Here is a 17,358-nt window from a genome sequence, read left to right on the forward strand (position 1 = left end):
GTGCGGGCATGACCGTGGGGCCCGTGCCGACATGGCACGGGCCCCACGGTCATGCGGTAGTTGCCCTACCAGCGATACCAGCGGCCGCTACCACCCTTCGGGCGGGCGACGAAGCCGATGAGCCAGAGCACGAGCACCACGATCGCGACCCACCAGAGGATCTTGAGCGCGAAGCCGGCACCGAAAAGAATCAGCGCGAGCAGAAGAACGAGAAGCAGGGGAACCATGATTATCAACCTCCAGAACTCCGAGTGCCCTTCATCGGCCCGGCCATGCACACACATTTGATTTTTCTTTTATCACCGCAGGTCGCGTGCCATAAGAGGAAGAATCCGGCAGGTGTGACGGGTGCACCCGATGACAGGTTGATGAGACTTCGGCGAATTTGACCGACCGGAGATCGAATACACCGTGCCCGGCGCCGGCAGAAGACGCCCGAAGCCGGGCAGAGCATTCGTCGCACCGAGCAGAGCCGAGCGGAGCCGAGCGGATGTGAGGAGGGGAACGACCGCGCCGCCCGGGGCCGTGTCTACCGCGTACGGGGCAGACGGACCGTGGCGACGAGGCCGCCGGCCGGGCGCGGGACGAGTTCGAGGGTTCCGTCGTGGGCGCGGACGATGCTGTGCACGATGGCCAGGCCGAGACCGACGCCCGCGTGCTCACCGGTGCGTATCCGTTCCGCTCCGCGCCGGAAGGGTTCGGTGAGGGTCGGCAGGAGTTCCGGCGGGAGGGGGCACCCCGTGTTCTCGACCCGCAGCACGCTTCCGTCGCCGTACGCCCCGGTGTGGACCGTCACGCTTCCGTCGGCGGGATGATTGTGGACGATGGCGTTCTGGACGAGGTTGGCCGCCATCCGGAGCAGGAGTTCGGCGGAGCCACTGGTCCGGGCCGCAACACCGGTGACGTCGAGGGTGATCCGGCGCCGCTCCGCGAGGGGAAGCAGCGTTTCGGCGGCCTCTTCGGCGACGAGGGACAGGTCCACGATCTCGCGGGTGAAGTCTCCGCGATCGCCTCGGCCGAGCAGGAGCAGGGCTTCGGTGAGATCGATCGCCCGGGTGTTGGCGGTGTGCAGCCGCTCAATGATCTCGCCCCGGTCCCGGGTGGGGTCGTCGCGTGCGACATCGAGGAGTGCCCGTGAGATCGCGAGCGGGGTGCGCAGTTCGTGCGAGGCGTTGGCGGCGAAGCGCTGCTGTTCGGCCACGTGGGACTCGACCTGTTCCAGCATGGCGTCGAAGGCGTCGGAGAGCTCACGGAATTCGTCCTGGCGCCCCTTCATGCGGATCCGGTGGGACAGGGACCCTGTTTCGGCCAACCGTGCCGCATCCCTGATGCGGGTGAGCGGCGCGAGCATCCGGCCGGCGAGCATCCAGCCTCCCAGCAGCCCGAAGACGAGCAGACAGGCCATGGCCACGGCCGCGGCGGGAGCGAACATCCGCACCAGGAGATAACGGTTGGGCGCGATCCCGAGGAGGCCGCGCGAGTTGTCGGGGACGTACCGCAGCAGGAACACCCACACCACGCCGAGGAGCAGCGCTCCGGCGATGAGGAGGAACCCGGCATAGCTCAGGGTGAGCTTCAGCCGGGCACTGAGCCCCGGGCGCCTAGGCACGCGCACGGCCGCCTTCGCCGGCGTCCCCGTCGGCCGTGAAGGTGCCCGTACCGGGGGCGCTGGTGCGGGCGTCGGTGCCCGTGCCGCCTTCGACGGTGTGCCCGTCACCGCCCTTGGTCTCCGTAGGACTGTCGATGCGGTAGCCGACACCCGGCACAGTGGCGATGATCCACGGTGCGCCGAGCCGTTTGCGGAGGGCGGAGACGGTGATGCGCACCGCGTTGGTGAGGGGGTCGGCATTTTCGTCCCAGGCCCGTTCGAGGAGCTCCTCGGCGCTGACGACTCCGCCCTCGGCGGCGACCAGGACTTCGAGTACGGCGAACTGCTTTCGGGTGAGCGCGACATGGCGTCCGTCGCGGAAGACCTCCCTGCGGAAGGGATCGACCCGCAGCCCGGCGATCTCCCGGACCGGGGGCCGGGCGTACGCGCGTCTGCGGTCGAGCGCCCTCAGCCGCAGGACGAGCTCCCGCATCTCGAAGGGCTTGGTGAGGTAGTCGTCGACGCCGAGCCCGAACCCGGAGGCCTTGTCGTCGATCCGGTCGGCGGCCGTGAGCATGAGGATCGGGATGCCGCTGCCGGAGGCGACGATGCGGCGGGCGATCTCGTCGCCCGAGGGACCGGGAATGTCGCGGTCGAGGACCGCGAGGTCGTAGGAGTTGATGCCGAGCAGTTCCAGGGCGGTGTGGCCGTCACCGGCGATGTCGGCCGCTATGGCTTCGAGCCGTAGACCGTCACGGACGGCTTCCGCCAGGTGGGGCTCGTCCTCCACGATCAGTACGCGCATGGGCGAAGCCTAAGCAGTGCGACATATCGCCGACGTATGCGGCGGCCCGCACGCCTCGGGCACGCGGCTCACCCCGTCGGTGCAAGGGTGCGACGGCCCGGGTCGGACGGTGCTTCCTCGGCACCGCGCCACCAGCGGCGGGACGCCAGCGCGGCCAGCGCGGCACCGGCCGCGTTGACCAGTACGTCGTCCACGGACGAAACCCGGTCGAGCCGGAAGACGTACTGCGCCGTCTCGACAAGGGTCGAGCAGGCCGCCCCGAGGGCCAGGACCCGTGGCACGGACGCCAGCGCCGCGAACCGCATCGGACCGAAGAAGCCCAGCGCCGCGAAGACCAACAGATTGCCGATGATCCCGAGCGGCCCCATGGTGACCAGGTCCCGCAGCGGTATCCAGCTCAAGCGGCCGGGAACCAGGCCGGCCTCGGCTCCCGGCATCAGGGTCAGCCAAAGGAACGGCACCGTCCCGTGCACCATGCCCACCTCGGCCAGCGACTTCTGCCACGGCGATGCGACACCGGCCGCACGCCTACGGCTCGCCAGCGCCCACACCGCCAGAGCCGCCAGTGGCAGCGCGACCAACGCCATGAGCACGACACCGTTGAACGTGTCGAAGCAGCCGTGCCGGCGTCCGGCCATACAGGCGGGAGCGGACATCATGAGCGGCCGCCACAGGAAGCGAGCGAGGCCCACCACACCGAGGACGGCCAGGCCGACGAGCAGGATTTTGAGCGTGCGGGGTGACAGTGCCGAACGGGGCGCGTTGCGGTTCATGCCGTCATCGGAACAGCAGAGCCGTTGCCGGGGCGTATACGAATTTCGATACACGGGCGACAGGTCTGGCACCCCTCAAATCCGGCCACGCGGCCCCAGTTGGAGATGTTGATCTACAGACGTTACGCTAGCTTTGGTTGCCTGTAGCAACCATATAGCAAGGCGACATCGCGAATGCGTGACCGTCGTGCGGCCCCCAACCGCCGTACGGCTCACAGGAGGAAACAGCCCACCATGTCAACAGCCCCCCACACCTTCCGTACTTACGTGGCGGAGAATCTGGACTCGCTGCAAGGGGACCCGGAACGCGAGATGCTCGTACACCACGAACGGCGGGTCAGCGCAGGCGAGTTCCGCGCCCTTGTGTACCGCCTGGCCCGGGCGCTGCGTGTCCACGGGATCGGCCGCGGGCAGACCGTCACTCTGCTGTGCGGCAACCTGCCGGAGACGATCGCCGTGCGCTACGCGGCACACCTGCTCGGCTGCCGGGTCAACCACCTCTACAACAAGCTCTCGGCGGAGTCCCAGGCCGCCATCGTCCGCGATGTCGAAACGCGTGCCCTGATCGTCGATCCCCGTTACCTGGAGCGGGCCGTCGAGATCACCGGAGCGGCCCCCGTGCCGGACGTCCTCGTGCTGGGGCCCGCTGAAGTGGGCACGGATCTGCTGGAGTTGGCGAGGGAACAGTCCGCCGAGCCGTTGGCGGGCGACGCCCGGCCGGATGACGTGTGCACCATTCGGCACACCGGCGGCACCACCGGCCACCCCAAGGGCATCTGCACCACCCACGAACAGGTGCAGGCCTTCCGCGGGTCGATCGTCGATTCCGAGGAGGAGGCGCCCCGGCTCCTGGTGTGCACCACTCTCGCGCACGCCGCCGGAATGATCACCGACTCCGTGCTCCGGGGCGGCGGCAGCGTCGTGCTCCTTGAGGAATTCGAACCCGGTGCCGTGCTCGACGCCATCGAGCACCACCGCATCAGTCACCTCTTCCTGCTGCCGCCGCTCCTGTACCAGCTGATGGACCACCCCGACTCGGCCAAGCGCGACACCTCCTCGCTGCGCAGCATCTCGTACGGGGGCTGCCAGTCCTCCCCCACGCGCATAGCCGACGCCATACGGCGCTTCGGTCCCGTCCTGGTCCAGTTCTACGGCCAGAACGAGGCCGGCGGCATCAGTCTCCTGATGCCGGAGGACCACGACCCGCGGCGTCCGGACCGGCTGCGTTCGGCGGGCAAGGTGCTGCCCCAGGTCGAGGTGGCCATCCGTGACGAGTCCGGCCGCGACCTCCCGACGGGTGAGCACGGCGAGATCTGCGTACGATCCGCCATGCTCATGAAGGAGTACTGGAAGCAGCCGGAGCTGACCGCCGAGGTGCTGCGGGACGGGTGGCTGCACACCGGTGACATCGGATTCCTCGACGGTGAGGGCTACTTGACCGTCGTCGACCGGATCAAGGACATGATCGTGGTGGTCGGCGGCCACGTGTACACCACCGAGCTGGAGGACCTGCTCAACTCCCACCCGCACGTGCGGCAGAGCGCCGTCTTCGGGGTCCGCGACGCCGACCGCATGGAGCGGGTGCACGCCACCGTGGTTCCTGTGCCGGGCAGCGGCATCGACGCACGGCGACTGCGCGATCTGGTGCGCGAGGAGCGCGGCGCGATGTACGAACCGGCGGACATCACCTTCGTCGACGCGCTGCCGCTGACGGATGCCGGGAAGCCCGACAAGAAGCAGCTCCGCAGGCTGGCCGAGCAGGCGCGCACTTCGGCCTGACGAGCGCTACGCGCGCCGCCCCCGGCCGGAGAGCCGGGGGCGGCGAACGAAGGGGCGGGGCGGCGTCAGATCGCGCGGCCGCCGAAGGGGCCGCCGAGGGGTGAACCGGACCCGTAGTAGGCGCCCAGCTGTTCCCGGTAGGCCGGGTCGCCGAGGTGCTTGTCCCGGTGGAACTCCCCCGCCGCCACGAGCCGACGCCACGCGCCAACCACCCGCAGCCCCGGCCCCACGTCCCTTCCCCGTCCGTCCCGCAAAGGAGTTTCTGCAACTCTGACCGGAATGTGTGCGCATGCGGGCGGGACGCGGGGGAACGCGATGGTCACAAGCCAAGACGAGAGGCCCTGCTGCGATGCTCGAACCTCACCCGAAGACCCTGCGCATCCTCCTTGCTCGCTATGCGGAGGCACGTATCGCCCACTCCTGCCACGGCGGCCCGAGCGCGGCCAGGGAACTGGAGGACGTCGCCTACACCCTGTGCGTGCTGACCTCGACGGCCTGTGTGGAGGACGCCATCGTGGTGGCGGACACCCTTCTCACTACGGCGCATGACAGCCCTCCCGTCGCCGCCGACCAGGACGAGACGGATCTGGCCGCCTAGCCCGAACGATCGGCCGTCCGACCCGGCGCGGCGCCCGCCGCAGGGGCGGGCCGTCGTGCGGGGCCCGTCGCATGGTCGGGCCGTCTCGTGCGGGGCCCGTCGGTTTGCCGCACAGTAGGAAAGAACCGCTACTCAGGAGGTACGCGCCGATGCCTGGTGGCCTGTCGCCCTCAGCCGCGCCCAGTTCCCCCGCGGAGCCGTGCGAGGACGGCGCCGATGGACCACGCCTCGACTCGGCCCGCCACGAAGCCGCACGTGTCTTCGCCCTGACGGTCGAGGAGATCGGCGCGGGAAAGACCGAATTCCCCCTGCCGGGCGCCGGCCGGACCGTGCGGCGGTTCGCGGCCCTGCGGGATGTGGCGGAGCGGGACCTGTGCGCCGCTCGCCTCGTCGAGGGCCACGTGGACGCGACCGCCATCCTCGCCGAACTCGGTGCCCCGCCACCGGCCCCGGGCCAGCGATGGGGCGTGTGGGCGGCCGAGCCGCCCGGCGAAGGGCTCAGGGCCACGAGGACCCGGGCCGGATGGGAGATCAGCGGGCTCAAGCAGTACTGCTCGGGCGCCCACAGTTGCACCCATGCCCTGGTCACCGCCGAGACCGCCGAGGGAAAGCGGCTGTTCGCCGTGGAGACCGGCGCTGCGGGGTACCGCCCCGTCCCCGGCACGTGGCAGGCGCTCGGGATGGCCGGCAGCGACACACCCGATGTCCGCCTGACCGGAGTGCCGGCCGTTCCCGTGGGACCCGTCGGCGGTTACCTCGCTCGGCCCGGCTTCCAGCACGGCGGCATCGGCGTGGCGGCCTGCTGGTACGGCGGCGCGGTGGCCGTCGCCCGTACCTTGCGGGAGGCCGCCCAACGCCGTGCCGACCCGCACACCGACGCGCATCTGGGAATGGTCGACGTTCAACTCCACGCGGCCTGGGCCGTGTTGGAGCAGGCGGGCACGGAGATCGACCAGGATCCCGCGGACGTGGCGGGCACGGCGCGCGTGCGCAGCCTCCGCGTGCGCGCGTTCGTCGAGTCGGTCTGCGCCCACGTTCTGACCCATGTGGGCCGGGCGACGGGTGCGGGCCCCCTCTGCCACGACCCCCGGCACGCACGCAACGCGGCCGACCTGTCCGTGTACATCCGTCAGCACCACGCCGAGCGCAATCTGGCCGAGCTCGGCGCGCTCCTCGCGCGTCCGGAGCCGCGGCCATGAGCGCTTCCCCCGCGGCGGAACACTTCGACAACGCCATCCAGGCGCCCGGTACCGACGAGAGTGTGTGGCGGGCGTGGTCCGGCTGGGACCGGCTGCCCGAGGCGACCCTGCCCCGCTCGGGCCGGGTCGTCGTCGTGGCCGCCCACCCGGACGACGAGGTGCTCGGCTTCGGTGGTTCGCTCGCCCTGCTCGCCGGATCGGCCGTCGATGTGACGGTGGTGATCCTGACGGACGGCGAGGCATCCCATCCCCACAGCAGGACCGTCACCCGTGAGGAACTCGTACGGATACGGGCCGAAGAGACACGGGCGGCACTGACGGAACTGGGCATCTCCCCTGCCCGGGTGGCCCGTTGGGGCATCCCCGACACTCAGGTCGGGGCGTATGAGGACCGCGTTGTCGCGCGTCTGCTCCCGCTGGTCACCGGCGCGGACCTCGTAGTGGCGCCCTGGACGGGCGATCTGCACGGCGACCACGAGGCCGCGGGCCGGGCGGCGCTCGTGGCAGCCCGGAAGACGGCGATCCCCTGCTGGCTCTACCCCGTCTGGATGTGGCACTGGGCGCGGCCGGATGCGCCCGAGGTGCCCTGGCATTCGGCCTCGCGCATCACGTTGCCCGGGGACGTCCAGTCCCGGAAACGTGCCGCGATCGCGCGGTACGTCAGCCAGATCAGGCCTCTGGGGCCGGACCCCGAGGACGCCGCGATCCTCCCGCCGGAGGAGATCGCCCACCATGTGAGGGAGCAGGAGGTGGTCTTTCAATGAGTACCCCGTCGTCGTACTTCGAGGGCATGTACCGCGAGTCCGCCGACCCGTGGCACCTCGCCGAACGGTGGTACGAGCGGCGCAAGTACGACCTCACGGTGGCCTCCCTGCCACGCCGGCGCTATCGGCGTGCCCTCGAACCCGCCTGCTCCGTAGGGGAGTTGACTCTTCGCCTGGCCGAACGCTGTGACGAGCTACTGGCCTGCGACCGGGTCGAGTCGGCCGTCGCGACGGCCGTCGCCCGCACCTCGCACCTGCCTCAGGTGACGGTACGTCAACTCACCCTGCCCCAGGAGTGGCCGCCCGGGTCCTTCGACCTCATCGTGCTGTCAGAAGTGCTCTACTACTTCGACCGGGACACCCTCGACGACGTCCTGCGGCGCACCACGTCCGCACTCGAACCCGGCGGGACCCTGGTCACCGTGCACTGGAACCACCCCGTCCCGGAACACCTGTGGACCGGGGACGAGTTGGCCGGTGTCCTCGCCTCCGTACCCGGTCTCGTGCTCCTGGCCGACCATCGCGAGGACGATTTCGTGCTCCAGACCTTCGGCCGCGAGAACCCCGACGGTTCCCCTCCCGCGTCCCCCGCCGCCGACGAGGGGCTCGTATGACGCCCCGTCACAGACCCGCCCGGGGACCGGCATCGGTCGCGGTCATCATCCCGGCACACAACGAGGAGCGGCTGCTTCCGGCATGCCTCGCGGCCGTCCGTACCGCCGCCGGGCATCCGGGGGTCGCAGGGAGCCGGGTCGTCATCGTGGTCGCCGCCGACAGCTGCACCGACGCCACCTCCGAGGTGGCCCGGCAGGCGGGCGCCCTGACCGTCGACGTCGACGCCCGCAGTGCGGGGGCCGCGCGCGCGGCGGCGGCACGTAGGGCCCTGGCCGTTCTGGGCCGCGACGACGTGTGGATCGCCTCCACCGACGCCGACAGCGTGGTACCCGAGCACTGGCTCGACTTCCAGCTGTCCCGCGCGGCACAGGGCTGGGAGGCCGTCGTCGGTACGGTCGTCCTGGACCGCCCGGCCCTGGACTCGCGCCGGCTGGCCGTACTCCACCAGCACCTGTACGAGGCCTCCCGCCCTCCGGGAGGAGACCCTTGGCACCACCCCCACGTACACGGCGCCAACCTGGGCCTGACCGCTCGCGCGTACATCGAGGCCGGGGGCTTCCCTCCCGTAGGGGTGGGCGAGGACCATGCCCTGGTGCGCTCACTCCAGCGGACGGGCCACCGCATCCTGCGCACCCCCGACTGTGCCGTGACCACCTCGGGCCGGCTCCACCCACGCGCTCGCGGCGGATTCGGCGACTACCTCGCCCGGCTGGCCGCACAAGAACCCGCGTGAACGGGCTCCGCCGAGGCGGGAGTTGCACCCGCCACCCCAGATCCTGCCGCTGCGCCACGCGTAGCCGAAGGCTGCCGGGCGGGCCTAGCCGAGCCGTCCGCGAAAACCAGTGGAACGGCACCCCCACAGCCCACTACCTTGCTGCCCAACCGAGTCCCCCAGGCAAGGACGTCCCGTTGTACACCGTGTGAGACCTCCCCACCGCTGACCTGTCGCGCGTCGCGCTCCCGCGACGTGCTCATTTTTGCTGCGGACTTCTCACTGAAACCGGTGTACTTCTGTGCTGCTCAACAACTGGGTGGTCGCACCCACCTGTCTGCCACTCGTTCGCCGGCGTTGTCACGCGTGCGCGTCCGACCGATTCCGGGCAAGCGAAAGATTTCGTGTCAACGCCAACCACAAGGTGATCGACGCATGGCTCCTCGTGCTCTGTACGGGCTGCGGGGACACCGCGAAGCTCACGCTCCTGGAACGGGTGAACGTGCGCTCCGTACGACCCGAGCTGCTGGACCTGCTGCACGCCAACGACCCTGGTCTCACCGCCGTGCTGCTCCGGAATCCCGGGGTGCAGCGGCGCAACCGCGTCGCTCTGGACTGGACCGGCGCCTGGCGTCTCGACACCGGTGGATCGGATCACCTGGACCGCGAGGTGATCGACGTCTCGGTCCGTTTCGCGGCCCGCATTCCCGTGCGTCCGGAACGACTTGTCGCTGAGGGATGCGGCCTGTCCTGGGCGGAGGTAGCGCGTTTGGCGGAGGAGGGAAGGCTCATCTCGGCGGTCCGGCTGGGCAGCAGGATCTCCGGCGACTTCACCTTCACGCTCAAGCGCTGACTCCCCCAGGGTCCAGCGATACCGGGGCCCATGGACGAAATGGCCGGGGCCCTGAATCGGGCCCGAGTGGTCTGCCCGGCACGATCGGCCGGGCAGACCACCTTCAGGCCAACCACCACGCGCCTCTTGGCGTGCGCCCCGTGGCGTGGGCCTTCCCTCGGTGCGGATCTCAGGCCTGGGCAGTCGGCCGGACGACGATCTCGCTGACGTCGACACCGGCGGGCTGCTCGATCGCGTAACCGATCGCGGACGCGATGGCGGAGGGCGGGATGGCCATCGCGTCCCGTTGCCGGATGAACGCGGCCGCCACTTCGGGGCTTGCCCCCTTCCCCACGCCTTCCGTGTGGGTGAATCCCGGGGAGACGAGCGTGACGCGCAGGTCGGGTCCGGATTCCTGGCGCAGCCCCTCGGTCAGCACCTTCACCGCCGTCTTGGTCGCCGCGTAGACGGCCTGGGGGGACTTGACGACGTAGGCGGCGGTGGATGCGATGTTGACGAAGTGGCCGGACCGCTGGCGCCGGAAGACGGGGAGTGCTGCGCCGATGCCGTTCAGCAGGCCCGTGATGTGTGTGGCCACCATGGCATCCCAGTCGTCCTGGCGCAGCTCGTCGAACGGGGACACCGCCATCGTGCCGGCGTTGGAGACCAGCACGTCGAGCCGGCCGAACCGCTCGACCGCCGTGTCGGTCAACCGTCGGAGATCCTCGCGCTTCGTCACATCCATGACGACTCCCACGGCCTCCCCGCCCCGGGCCGCGATCCGGTCCACCACCCCCTTCAGCCGATCCTCGCGTCGGGCTCCGAGCACGAGCCGGGCCCCCTTCCCGGCGAGATGGACCGCCGTCGCCTCGCCTATGCCACTGCTGGCGCCTGTGATCGCCACGACTTTGCCTTCGACACCTGGATTGTCCTCAACAGCAGACACGATCAATAGCCTTCCCGAGAGGGATATACGCAGGTCAGCCCAGGACCTGCGGAACAAGTGGGGGCGCCACCACTTGTTCGAGACTAAGTGGGGTAGCCTCCGTTTAGCAAGCAGAGGGGAAGGGTGAGCACATATGACCGGCAGCGCCGAGCGCCCATTGCGGGCCGATGCCCGACGCAACAGGGACAGGATCCTCTCCGCGGCGATGCGCGCCTTCTCCGCCGAGGGCCTGGACGCCCACATGGAGCGCATCGCCAAGGACGCGGGGGTGGGCAGCGCCACCCTCTATCGCAACTTCCCCACGCGGGAGGCCCTGATCGAGGCGGTCTACCGCAACGAGGTGGCCCAACTCTGCGACTCGGTACCCGAGTTGCTCGCGTCCCGGCCGCCCATCGAGGCACTGCGCGACTGGACCCGTCTGTTCCTGGACTACGTGAGCGCCAAGTACGGCATGATCGACGCCCTGCGCGGCATCGCCGCGACGGGAAGCAACCCGTACGGCCACAGCCGTGACATGATCCACGACGCCATCGCCGCACTGATGGACGCGTGCGTGGCGGCGGGCTCGATCCGCGCCGACATCAGCGCCGCCGACGTCGCCGCCGCCCTCGAAGGCATCGCCCTGACCTCGGCGGGTCCCGAGCACCGCCGCCGGGCCGAACGTCTCCTCGACCTCAACCTGGACGGCTTGAAGACGCTTCCCTGAGTGCCGCGCGGCGCCGTGCGGCGCCTGCCGTGAGGGTGGCGTGCGGCGTGCCGGCATGAGGGTGTCGTGCGGCGCCGCCGCGCGGGCCTCCCGCCTCCCCATAGATGAACTTGGTTTCGTGTATCCCTTGACGGGTACAGCGGCGAAGCGGAACCTGAGAGCGGAAGACGGACGAGCCGGCGAGACCCTGGGGAGCGGTTGTCATGTCGAGCCAGATACAGCCATCGCACCCGGGCGCGGGCGCGGCACCTTCACGGCGAGCCGTGGGCGAGCCTCCGTCCGAACTCCACATCACGTCGTACGCGCGCGGGGGCCGGGTGACCGTGGTGGTCGCCGGTGAGATCGACCTCGACACCGCCCCTCAGCTCCAGCACGCGCTCACCAACGCGCTCCGCCGCTCCCCCGCCGGTGTCGACGTGGACCTGGGCAGGGTGCCGTTCTGCGACTGCACCGGCCTCAACGCCCTTCTCCACGGGCACCGTTGCGCGATCGGCCAGGGCAAGACCCTCGTCGTGCGCAACGCCGGTGCCGCCGTCACCCGACTCCTCGCCCTGACCCGCACGCTGGGTCCGCTCACCTCCCCCGCCGACGCCCCGTCCGCGGTCGTCCGACAGCGGAAGCTGGAAGCGGCGGCGATCAGCTCGACTTGAGGCAGCTCCGCGGTTCCGCTGGTCGGCGAGTCGCAGCAGCAGGTACTCCTGCCTGTCGGACGCGGGGAAGTTCAGGCGGTGTGGAGGACCCGGAAGCGGTCGGGCCGTGACGGGTCGCGGTCGACGACCTGAACGGGCGGCCAGACCCACTGCCACACGCCGATCCCCGGCGTGCGGGAGAAGCGGATCGCCCCCCGGGTGCCCTCGACCGCGACGTGCGACCAGGCTTCGGCGATGCGCGCCCGGTCGGTGCCGTGGGAGCGCAGCACGTCGACGAGGACGGCGATCGCGTCGTACCCCTCGAAGGCGACGAACGAGGGCGCTTCGCTCAGGGCCTCGCGCAGGGCTGCCCCAACGCGAAGGCCGAGGGGGTCGAGCCGCTCGGGCAGATAGCGCAGGAACGGAACTCCTGCGCCGTCCTCGCCGAGCAGCGCGGCCCATTCGGCGAACTCCGGCTGCCCGGCCGGAGCGCCGATCAAGATCTCCTTGAGGCGCGGGTCCTGGCGCACGGCCTCGACGATCGGCACGGCGGGTTCCGGGTGGCCGACCAACAGGAGTACGGCGGTGGCCTGTTGGGCGACGAGTTCGTCGCACAGCTCCGTGGGGCCGAGCTCGCGCATGTCCAGGTCGACGACGGTGGCGCCGCGTGGGGCGAGGTGGTCGCGCAGAACGCGGGTCCCGGACCGCCAGTAGACGGTCGGCTCCGCCGCCACGGCTATGCGCCGGTGACCGGCGGTGAGGAGGAAGTCCGCGTAGGTCCGCCAGCCGTGGGACTGTGCCGGGGCGAGGCGCGCCACCCAGCGCGTGGGCTGCTCGGTGAGCGCGTCAAGAACCGCCGAAGAGCACAGGAACGGCACGCCCAGGGCGTCGGCCCGGGCAGCGGCGGCACGGGCGACGACGCTGTGGTACTCCCCCACCAGCGCTGCCACGCCCATGGCCGCCAGCTCCTCCACGGCCGTCTCGGCCCTGCGGGGGTCGGCTGCGGTGTCGCGGACCACCAGCTCAACGGGCCGGCCACCGATCCCGCCGCCCTCATTGACCTCCCGCACCCCCAACTCCAGCCCCGCGAGCAGGTGTTGACCCGCTTCGACCCAGCCTGGCCGGGTCAGCGGAACGAGTGCGCCGAGCCGAACCGCCGGCCCGTCGAGCCGATTCGCTTCGTGCGGTGCCGGTGCCGTTGCCCGCGTATGCATGCGCTGCTCCCCCGTACGACGGTGTGGTGTGCGGTCACTCGGTGTGCTGGTTCTGGCCGTTCGCCCACCCATCCTGCCGCACGGTTCAGAGGCGTCCGTCGCCGGACCGGCACGCATTGGTCCCGAACGAAAGGGACTTAAGCCTTCATATGGTCAAGTAACCACCAAGAAGCCCGATAGAGGCACAAGGGCAACTTAGGCGAACCTAAGCTCGCTATCGAGTCCGCCTCTGGACTGCCGTACGAGAGAAGGACACCGGAGATGACCCTGCTGGAGAGTCCCGTCGGACCGTCGTTGGCGCTGCTTCGCGTGGAGACGGATCCACGGTGCCGCCTCCGACTGCTCGAACTCGGCTTCGTGCCGGGCGCGACCCTGCGTGTGGTGGGGCGTGGCGCCACCGGCGGGCTGCTGGTCGCGCACGGCGACGCCCGTACCGCTCTCGACAGCGCCACGGCAGCCGGTCTGCAGGTGGAGGCCATCCGTGCTTGACAGTGCCAAGAAGGTGCCCAACTCCTGCTGCGCGGACGGCACTTCGGCGATGTCATCCGAGCCGGGCACGGCTCGGGTCGCACTGGTCGGTAATCCGAACACGGGCAAGTCGACTCTGTTCAACGCGCTCACCGGCGCCCGGCAGCGGGTGGGGAACTGGCCGGGCAAGACGGTCGAAGTCGCATGGGGCAGCTGGCGTGCCGGCGGTGAGGGCGCCCCTCCCGTCGCCCTCGTCGATCTGCCGGGCACCTACAGCCTGGTGCCGCGGTCGCCCGACGAGGCGCTGACCCGCGATCTGCTCGTGGACCGGGCGGCACAAGGCCGTCCTCAACTGGCCGTGATCACGCTCGACGCCGCCAACCTGGCCCGCAATCTGTATCTGCTGGCCCAAGTCAAGGACACCGGCGTCCCTCTGATCGTGGCGCTCACCATGACGGACACGGCGGCGGCCCGGGGCATCGAGGTCGATCCGCAGGCGCTGGCCGAAGCGGTCGACGCACCCGTGGTGCCGGTCCTGCCGCGCCAGCGCAAGGGCCTGGACGCTCTGGCCACCGCTGTACGGCACGCTCTTGCCGAGCCCCGTCCCTGTCCCGCCGCGGATCTCGGAGCGGCGGTGGAGGACGCCGTACGCGGCCTGGCCGGTCACATCAGCTCGGAGGAGCCGGAGCTCGCGGCACGCCACCCTGCTCGCTGGACGGCGGTCTCCCTGCTGAGCGGGGACGAGGCGCCGCGTGTCGGGGGCGCGCTGCGCGAAGCGACGGTGGCCAGGGCCCGCGCCCTGGCCGCCGACCACGGATCACCGGACGCGCGGGCCCAGAGCCCGGAGAGTCCGGAGAGTCCGGACCAGAGGCTCTCGACCCGCCAGGGGTTCCCGCATCCGGAGTCCCCGCCCTCGCAGCCCTCACCCGGCGCGTCTCCCCACGAGGACGCGGAGCTCCTGCTCGCCGAAGGGCGCTATCTGTGGGCGCATCGCGTGCATACCGCCGCCGTGCGCTGTCCGGCGGAGAGCCGCGCCACCTGGACCGACCGTGTCGATCGGGTCCTGACCTCGCGTTGGGCGGGGCTCCCCCTCTTCCTCGGCGTGATGTGGGCGATATTCCAGGCGACCACGACCTTCGCCAAGCCGCTCCAGGACGGTCTCCAGGACTTCTTCTCCGGCCCGGTGACCTCGCTGGCCGTCGGCCTGGTGGGCGACCCGGATCAGGGCGGCTGGCTGCCCGGCCTGGTCGTCGACGGCTTGGTCGGCGGCGTCGGTCAACTCCTGTCGTTCGTACCGCTGATGGCGATCATGTACGTCCTGCTCGCACTCCTGGAGGACTCCGGCTACTTCGCACGTGCCGCGTTCGTGGCCGACCGGCTCATGCGGGTGCTCGGGCTCCCGGGCCAGGCCTTCCTCCCGCTGATCGTGGGCTTCGGCTGCAATGTGCCCGCCCTCTCGGCGAGTCGCGTTCTGAGCGACCGTCAGCATCGGCTGCTGCTCGGCATGGTGATCCCCTTCGTCACGTGCAGTGCCCGGCTGACGGTCTACGTCCTGCTGGCCGGTGTCTTCTTCGGCAGCGACGCGGGCACCGTGGTGTTCCTGATGTACGTGCTTTCCATCGTGCTCGTCGTCGTCATGGGACTGGCCCTGCGCCACGTACTGTTCCGCGACAGCGTGCGGGAGCCGCTGATCCTGGAGCTGCCGCCCTACCGGATGCCGGCCCTGCGGGGAGTCGTCCTCCAAACATGGCAGAAGCTCGCGGGGTTCCTGCGGACCGCCGGTGGCGTCGTCGTGGTCACCGTCACGGCCGTATGGCTGCTCTCCTCGGTGCCCGCGGGTGGCGGCAGGGGCGGCTTCGGGGGCGTCTCCGTGGCTCAGAGCCTCTTCGGTGCGCTGGCCCGCTTCATCACGCCGGTCTTCACCTGGGCCGGCTTCGGCGAGTGGCACGCGTCCGCGACCCTGGTCACGGGCTTCGTGGCCAAAGAGGCGGTCATCTCCACCATGGCGCAGACCTACCAGACCCCGGAAGCGGGCGGTGGGGCCCAACCAGGCACACTGGGAACGGAGTTGCGGGCCACCTTCGAACACGCCTCCGGCGGACACACCCTCCCGGCCGTGCTCGCCTTCATGGTCTTCCTGCTGGCCTACACCCCCTGCATGACCACCATCGCCGCTCAACGCACCGAAATCGGCGCCAAGTTGACCGCTGTGAGCTTCTTCCTCCAGCTCGCGGTCGCCTGGGCCCTGGCCGTGCTCGTCTTCCAGGTGGGGAGCCTGATCGCATGAGCCTGCTGCGCGAGGTGCTCGCCCGGATCGAGAGCGCGGCCCGCACCGGGGCGGGCCTCGACGCCGTGGCCCGGTCCATGGGGCTCAGCCGGAGCGAAGTCGAAGCGATGGCGGAGTACTGGGTCCGCAAGGGACGTCTGACCCGTGAGGAGATCGGCGGCGGCTGCCCCCCATCGGGGTGCGGCGGCTGCCCCATCGCGAACAGCGGCTGTGGCACCGGCGGGGGCCGGCCGGCGCCGCTCCTCGTGGCCCTGCGGCCCCGCCGTCCCGACGCTTCGGCCGGAGGCCCGAGCAGCACCGGCCGGCCCTGAAGCCCCGGCCTCACCCGACCGGACGCGGCGTGCCACAATCCCTACCGGACAGTAGCTTCGCGCGTGCTGATGAGAGGTCCGCCATGACTCGGGTATTCACGGTGAGCAGGAGCATCGTCATCCGCGTGACACCTGAGGACGCGTACGAGGCGGTGAGCCGTCCCGCGGACATGGGCCGCTGGAGCCCGGAGAACCAGGGCACGACCACGGAGGGCGGCGACGGCTCCGCCGCGCTGGGTACGACGTTCGTCGGCCGCAACAAGCGCGGGTTGTTCCGTTGGGTGACCCGGTGCACGGTCACCGCGGCCGATCCCGGCAGCCGGTTCGCGTTCCGCGTCCACGCGATCGGCATCAGGCAGCCACGTCTGCGCGGGCCCATCGCCACCTGGGAATACCGCTTCGAGCCGGTCGACAGCGGCACGCGCGTCACGGAAACGTGGATCGACGACCGCAGGGCGTGGCCCGACTTCGTGGCCGGTGTGTTCGACCGCGTCGCCACGTCGGGCAGTACTTTCGCGGCTTTCCAGGACCGCAACATCAACGCGACCCTGCGGAACCTGAAGCGGGAGCTTGAGGCGAACCGGGAGCCTGCTCAGGGGAGTTGACCAACGCAGCCCTCGGGCGACCGGGCGAACCTCTGAACGCCTGGGCCCGTTCCCATCTCTTGCCCCCAGGGCGCGGACAGACCGGGTGGTGGGTCCGAGCGCCCGTCAGTCATGGGTGTCGGTCATGTCGACCCTCTCGGAGTGTTCCCGGCGCATGCGCTCCGTGCCCCAGTCGCCGAGGGGTGCGAGGGCCCGGTTGAGGGTGTGACCGTGCTCGGTGAGCGAGTACTCCACCTTCGGTGGCACCTCGGCGTACACCTTCCGGTGCACGAGGCCGTCCGCCTCCATCTCCCGCAGGTGCTGTGCCAGCATCTTCTCGCTCACACCCGGCAGACCGCGCCTGAGCTGGGCGAAGCGGCGTACGGCATGGGTGTTGAGCTCCCACAGGATCAGCCCCTTCCACTTGCCGCTCACCACATCCAGCGCGGCGTCGATGCCACAGATGTACGGCCCGCTCCTCGGACCTCTCGCCATCCCAAGTCCCCCTTACTAAGAGGTAAGTACCGCAGAAAAGAGTGCGTACTTAC

At 70.4% G+C, this 17,358-nt stretch carries 21 protein-coding genes; 13 read left to right on the top strand and 8 right to left on the bottom strand.

Going from position 1 to position 17,358, the window contains the following annotated elements; genetic code table 11:
* Positions 1-65: 65 nt before the first annotated feature.
* From ACFYNP_RS25065 to ACFYNP_RS25080, 4 genes are all read right to left on the bottom strand, one after another.
* Positions 66-227, bottom strand: a complete 162-nt coding sequence (locus ACFYNP_RS25065; RefSeq protein ID WP_037650588.1) for a hypothetical protein — start codon at positions 225-227, stop codon at positions 66-68.
* A 302-nt stretch (positions 228-529) separates the two neighbouring features.
* On the bottom strand, positions 530-1,609 hold the full coding sequence (locus ACFYNP_RS25070; protein ID WP_388788335.1) for a sensor histidine kinase: 1,080 nt from the start codon (positions 1,607-1,609) through the stop codon (positions 530-532).
* Positions 1,602-2,393, bottom strand: coding sequence for a response regulator transcription factor (locus ACFYNP_RS25075; RefSeq protein ID WP_388408856.1), 792 nt, complete (start codon positions 2,391-2,393; stop codon positions 1,602-1,604). Before ACFYNP_RS25075 ends, ACFYNP_RS25070 begins: the two co-directional genes overlap by 8 nt.
* 68 nt (positions 2,394-2,461) lie before the next feature.
* Positions 2,462-3,166, bottom strand: coding sequence for a VanZ family protein (locus ACFYNP_RS25080; RefSeq protein ID WP_388408859.1), 705 nt, complete (start codon positions 3,164-3,166; stop codon positions 2,462-2,464).
* A gap of 234 nt (positions 3,167-3,400) precedes the next feature.
* Here ACFYNP_RS25080 and ACFYNP_RS25085 point away from each other — a divergent pair, with 234 nt between their 5' ends.
* A complete protein-coding gene (locus tag ACFYNP_RS25085; RefSeq protein WP_388788337.1) occupies positions 3,401-4,945 on the top strand; it encodes an AMP-binding protein in 1,545 nt (514 codons plus the stop codon).
* A 65-nt stretch (positions 4,946-5,010) separates the two neighbouring features.
* Here the strand turns inward: ACFYNP_RS25085 and ACFYNP_RS25090 are convergent, their stop codons facing one another.
* Positions 5,011-5,133: a hypothetical protein gene (locus ACFYNP_RS25090; RefSeq protein WP_388408864.1), complete on the bottom strand. Its 123-nt coding sequence runs from the start codon at positions 5,131-5,133 to the stop codon at positions 5,011-5,013.
* 161 nt (positions 5,134-5,294) lie between these two features.
* Here ACFYNP_RS25090 and ACFYNP_RS25095 point away from each other — a divergent pair, with 161 nt between their 5' ends.
* The 6 genes from ACFYNP_RS25095 to ACFYNP_RS25120 all read left to right on the top strand — a co-directional run bounded on the left by ACFYNP_RS25095 (position 5,295) and on the right by ACFYNP_RS25120 (position 9,686).
* Positions 5,295-5,543 (top strand): DUF5133 domain-containing protein, encoded by a 249-nt coding sequence (locus tag ACFYNP_RS25095; protein WP_388408865.1) that lies wholly within the window; start codon positions 5,295-5,297, stop codon positions 5,541-5,543.
* Between the two features lie 149 nt (positions 5,544-5,692).
* Complete coding sequence (locus tag ACFYNP_RS25100) at positions 5,693-6,742, top strand: acyl-CoA dehydrogenase (protein ID WP_388788339.1); 1,050 nt, start codon at positions 5,693-5,695, stop codon at positions 6,740-6,742.
* On the top strand, positions 6,739-7,506 hold the full coding sequence (locus tag ACFYNP_RS25105; RefSeq protein ID WP_388788341.1) for a PIG-L deacetylase family protein: 768 nt from the start codon (positions 6,739-6,741) through the stop codon (positions 7,504-7,506). Before ACFYNP_RS25100 ends, ACFYNP_RS25105 begins: the two co-directional genes overlap by 4 nt.
* Positions 7,503-8,120: a class I SAM-dependent DNA methyltransferase gene (locus ACFYNP_RS25110; RefSeq protein WP_388408874.1), complete on the top strand. Its 618-nt coding sequence runs from the start codon at positions 7,503-7,505 to the stop codon at positions 8,118-8,120. Before ACFYNP_RS25105 ends, ACFYNP_RS25110 begins: the two co-directional genes overlap by 4 nt.
* Positions 8,117-8,854, top strand: coding sequence for a glycosyltransferase (locus ACFYNP_RS25115; protein ID WP_388788345.1), 738 nt, complete (start codon positions 8,117-8,119; stop codon positions 8,852-8,854). The genes ACFYNP_RS25110 and ACFYNP_RS25115 overlap by 4 nt, the downstream gene beginning before the upstream one ends.
* A 283-nt stretch (positions 8,855-9,137) precedes the next feature.
* Positions 9,138-9,686, top strand: coding sequence for a DUF1062 domain-containing protein (locus ACFYNP_RS25120; RefSeq protein ID WP_388788573.1), 549 nt, complete (start codon positions 9,138-9,140; stop codon positions 9,684-9,686).
* Between the two features lie 169 nt (positions 9,687-9,855).
* Here the strand turns inward: ACFYNP_RS25120 and ACFYNP_RS25125 are convergent, their stop codons facing one another.
* Entirely contained in the window at positions 9,856-10,569 is a 714-nt protein-coding gene (locus ACFYNP_RS25125) for an SDR family oxidoreductase (protein ID WP_388788347.1), read from the bottom strand.
* Positions 10,570-10,744: 175 nt separating this feature from the next.
* Here ACFYNP_RS25125 and ACFYNP_RS25130 point away from each other — a divergent pair, with 175 nt between their 5' ends.
* The gene (locus ACFYNP_RS25130; protein ID WP_388408881.1) at positions 10,745-11,317 is read left to right on the top strand and encodes a TetR/AcrR family transcriptional regulator; all 573 of its coding nucleotides are present in this window, start codon (positions 10,745-10,747) and stop codon (positions 11,315-11,317) included.
* A 203-nt stretch (positions 11,318-11,520) separates the two neighbouring features.
* Positions 11,521-11,967, top strand: coding sequence for an STAS domain-containing protein (locus tag ACFYNP_RS25135; RefSeq protein ID WP_388788350.1), 447 nt, complete (start codon positions 11,521-11,523; stop codon positions 11,965-11,967).
* Between the two features lie 71 nt (positions 11,968-12,038).
* Here ACFYNP_RS25135 and ACFYNP_RS25140 read toward each other — a convergent pair whose 3' ends face one another.
* The gene (locus ACFYNP_RS25140; protein WP_388788353.1) at positions 12,039-13,160 is read right to left on the bottom strand and encodes an ABC transporter substrate-binding protein; all 1,122 of its coding nucleotides are present in this window, start codon (positions 13,158-13,160) and stop codon (positions 12,039-12,041) included.
* Between the two features lie 261 nt (positions 13,161-13,421).
* Here ACFYNP_RS25140 and ACFYNP_RS25145 point away from each other — a divergent pair, with 261 nt between their 5' ends.
* The 4 genes from ACFYNP_RS25145 to ACFYNP_RS25160 all read left to right on the top strand — a co-directional run bounded on the left by ACFYNP_RS25145 (position 13,422) and on the right by ACFYNP_RS25160 (position 16,831).
* Positions 13,422-13,649, top strand: coding sequence for a ferrous iron transport protein A (locus tag ACFYNP_RS25145; RefSeq protein ID WP_388788356.1), 228 nt, complete (start codon positions 13,422-13,424; stop codon positions 13,647-13,649).
* The gene (feoB, locus tag ACFYNP_RS25150) at positions 13,642-15,915 is read left to right on the top strand and encodes a ferrous iron transport protein B (protein ID WP_388788359.1); all 2,274 of its coding nucleotides are present in this window, start codon (positions 13,642-13,644) and stop codon (positions 15,913-15,915) included. The genes ACFYNP_RS25145 and feoB overlap by 8 nt, the downstream gene beginning before the upstream one ends.
* On the top strand, positions 15,912-16,226 hold the full coding sequence (locus ACFYNP_RS25155; RefSeq protein ID WP_388788362.1) for a FeoC-like transcriptional regulator: 315 nt from the start codon (positions 15,912-15,914) through the stop codon (positions 16,224-16,226). The genes feoB and ACFYNP_RS25155 overlap by 4 nt, the downstream gene beginning before the upstream one ends.
* An 83-nt stretch (positions 16,227-16,309) precedes the next feature.
* Positions 16,310-16,831 carry an SRPBCC family protein gene (locus tag ACFYNP_RS25160; protein ID WP_388788364.1) on the top strand — a complete coding sequence of 174 codons (522 nt, stop codon included), beginning with the start codon at positions 16,310-16,312 and terminating at the stop codon, positions 16,829-16,831.
* Positions 16,832-16,936: 105 nt separating this feature from the next.
* Here the strand turns inward: ACFYNP_RS25160 and ACFYNP_RS25165 are convergent, their stop codons facing one another.
* The gene (locus ACFYNP_RS25165; protein ID WP_388788367.1) at positions 16,937-17,305 is read right to left on the bottom strand and encodes a winged helix-turn-helix transcriptional regulator; all 369 of its coding nucleotides are present in this window, start codon (positions 17,303-17,305) and stop codon (positions 16,937-16,939) included.
* Positions 17,306-17,358: the final 53 nt, after the last annotated feature.

This window comes from Streptomyces sp. NPDC006691 (genome assembly GCF_042869955.1).
In the GTDB taxonomy this organism is placed as follows: Bacteria; Actinomycetota; Actinomycetes; order Streptomycetales; family Streptomycetaceae; genus Streptomyces.

Bases quoted from the DNA above. Each gene is read 5' to 3' on its own strand.
- ACFYNP_RS25095 (WP_388408865.1), top strand. From the start codon at position 5,295: ATGCTCGAACCTCACCCGAAGACCCTGCGCATCCTCCTTGCTCGCTAT.
- ACFYNP_RS25080 (WP_388408859.1), bottom strand. From the start codon at position 3,166: ATGAACCGCAACGCGCCCCGTTCGGCACTGTCACCCCGCACGCTCAAA.
- ACFYNP_RS25130 (WP_388408881.1), top strand. From the start codon at position 10,745: ATGACCGGCAGCGCCGAGCGCCCATTGCGGGCCGATGCCCGACGCAAC.
- ACFYNP_RS25160 (WP_388788364.1), top strand. From the start codon at position 16,310: ATGACTCGGGTATTCACGGTGAGCAGGAGCATCGTCATCCGCGTGACA.
- ACFYNP_RS25110 (WP_388408874.1), top strand. From the start codon at position 7,503: ATGAGTACCCCGTCGTCGTACTTCGAGGGCATGTACCGCGAGTCCGCC.
- ACFYNP_RS25165 (WP_388788367.1), bottom strand. From the start codon at position 17,305: ATGGCGAGAGGTCCGAGGAGCGGGCCGTACATCTGTGGCATCGACGCC.
- ACFYNP_RS25145 (WP_388788356.1), top strand. From the start codon at position 13,422: ATGACCCTGCTGGAGAGTCCCGTCGGACCGTCGTTGGCGCTGCTTCGC.
- ACFYNP_RS25075 (WP_388408856.1), bottom strand. From the start codon at position 2,393: ATGCGCGTACTGATCGTGGAGGACGAGCCCCACCTGGCGGAAGCCGTC.
- ACFYNP_RS25065 (WP_037650588.1), bottom strand. From the start codon at position 227: ATGGTTCCCCTGCTTCTCGTTCTTCTGCTCGCGCTGATTCTTTTCGGT.
- ACFYNP_RS25115 (WP_388788345.1), top strand. From the start codon at position 8,117: ATGACGCCCCGTCACAGACCCGCCCGGGGACCGGCATCGGTCGCGGTC.
- ACFYNP_RS25105 (WP_388788341.1), top strand. From the start codon at position 6,739: ATGAGCGCTTCCCCCGCGGCGGAACACTTCGACAACGCCATCCAGGCG.
- ACFYNP_RS25135 (WP_388788350.1), top strand. From the start codon at position 11,521: ATGTCGAGCCAGATACAGCCATCGCACCCGGGCGCGGGCGCGGCACCT.
- ACFYNP_RS25100 (WP_388788339.1), top strand. From the start codon at position 5,693: ATGCCTGGTGGCCTGTCGCCCTCAGCCGCGCCCAGTTCCCCCGCGGAG.
- ACFYNP_RS25140 (WP_388788353.1), bottom strand. From the start codon at position 13,160: ATGCATACGCGGGCAACGGCACCGGCACCGCACGAAGCGAATCGGCTC.
- ACFYNP_RS25085 (WP_388788337.1), top strand. From the start codon at position 3,401: ATGTCAACAGCCCCCCACACCTTCCGTACTTACGTGGCGGAGAATCTG.
- ACFYNP_RS25155 (WP_388788362.1), top strand. From the start codon at position 15,912: ATGAGCCTGCTGCGCGAGGTGCTCGCCCGGATCGAGAGCGCGGCCCGC.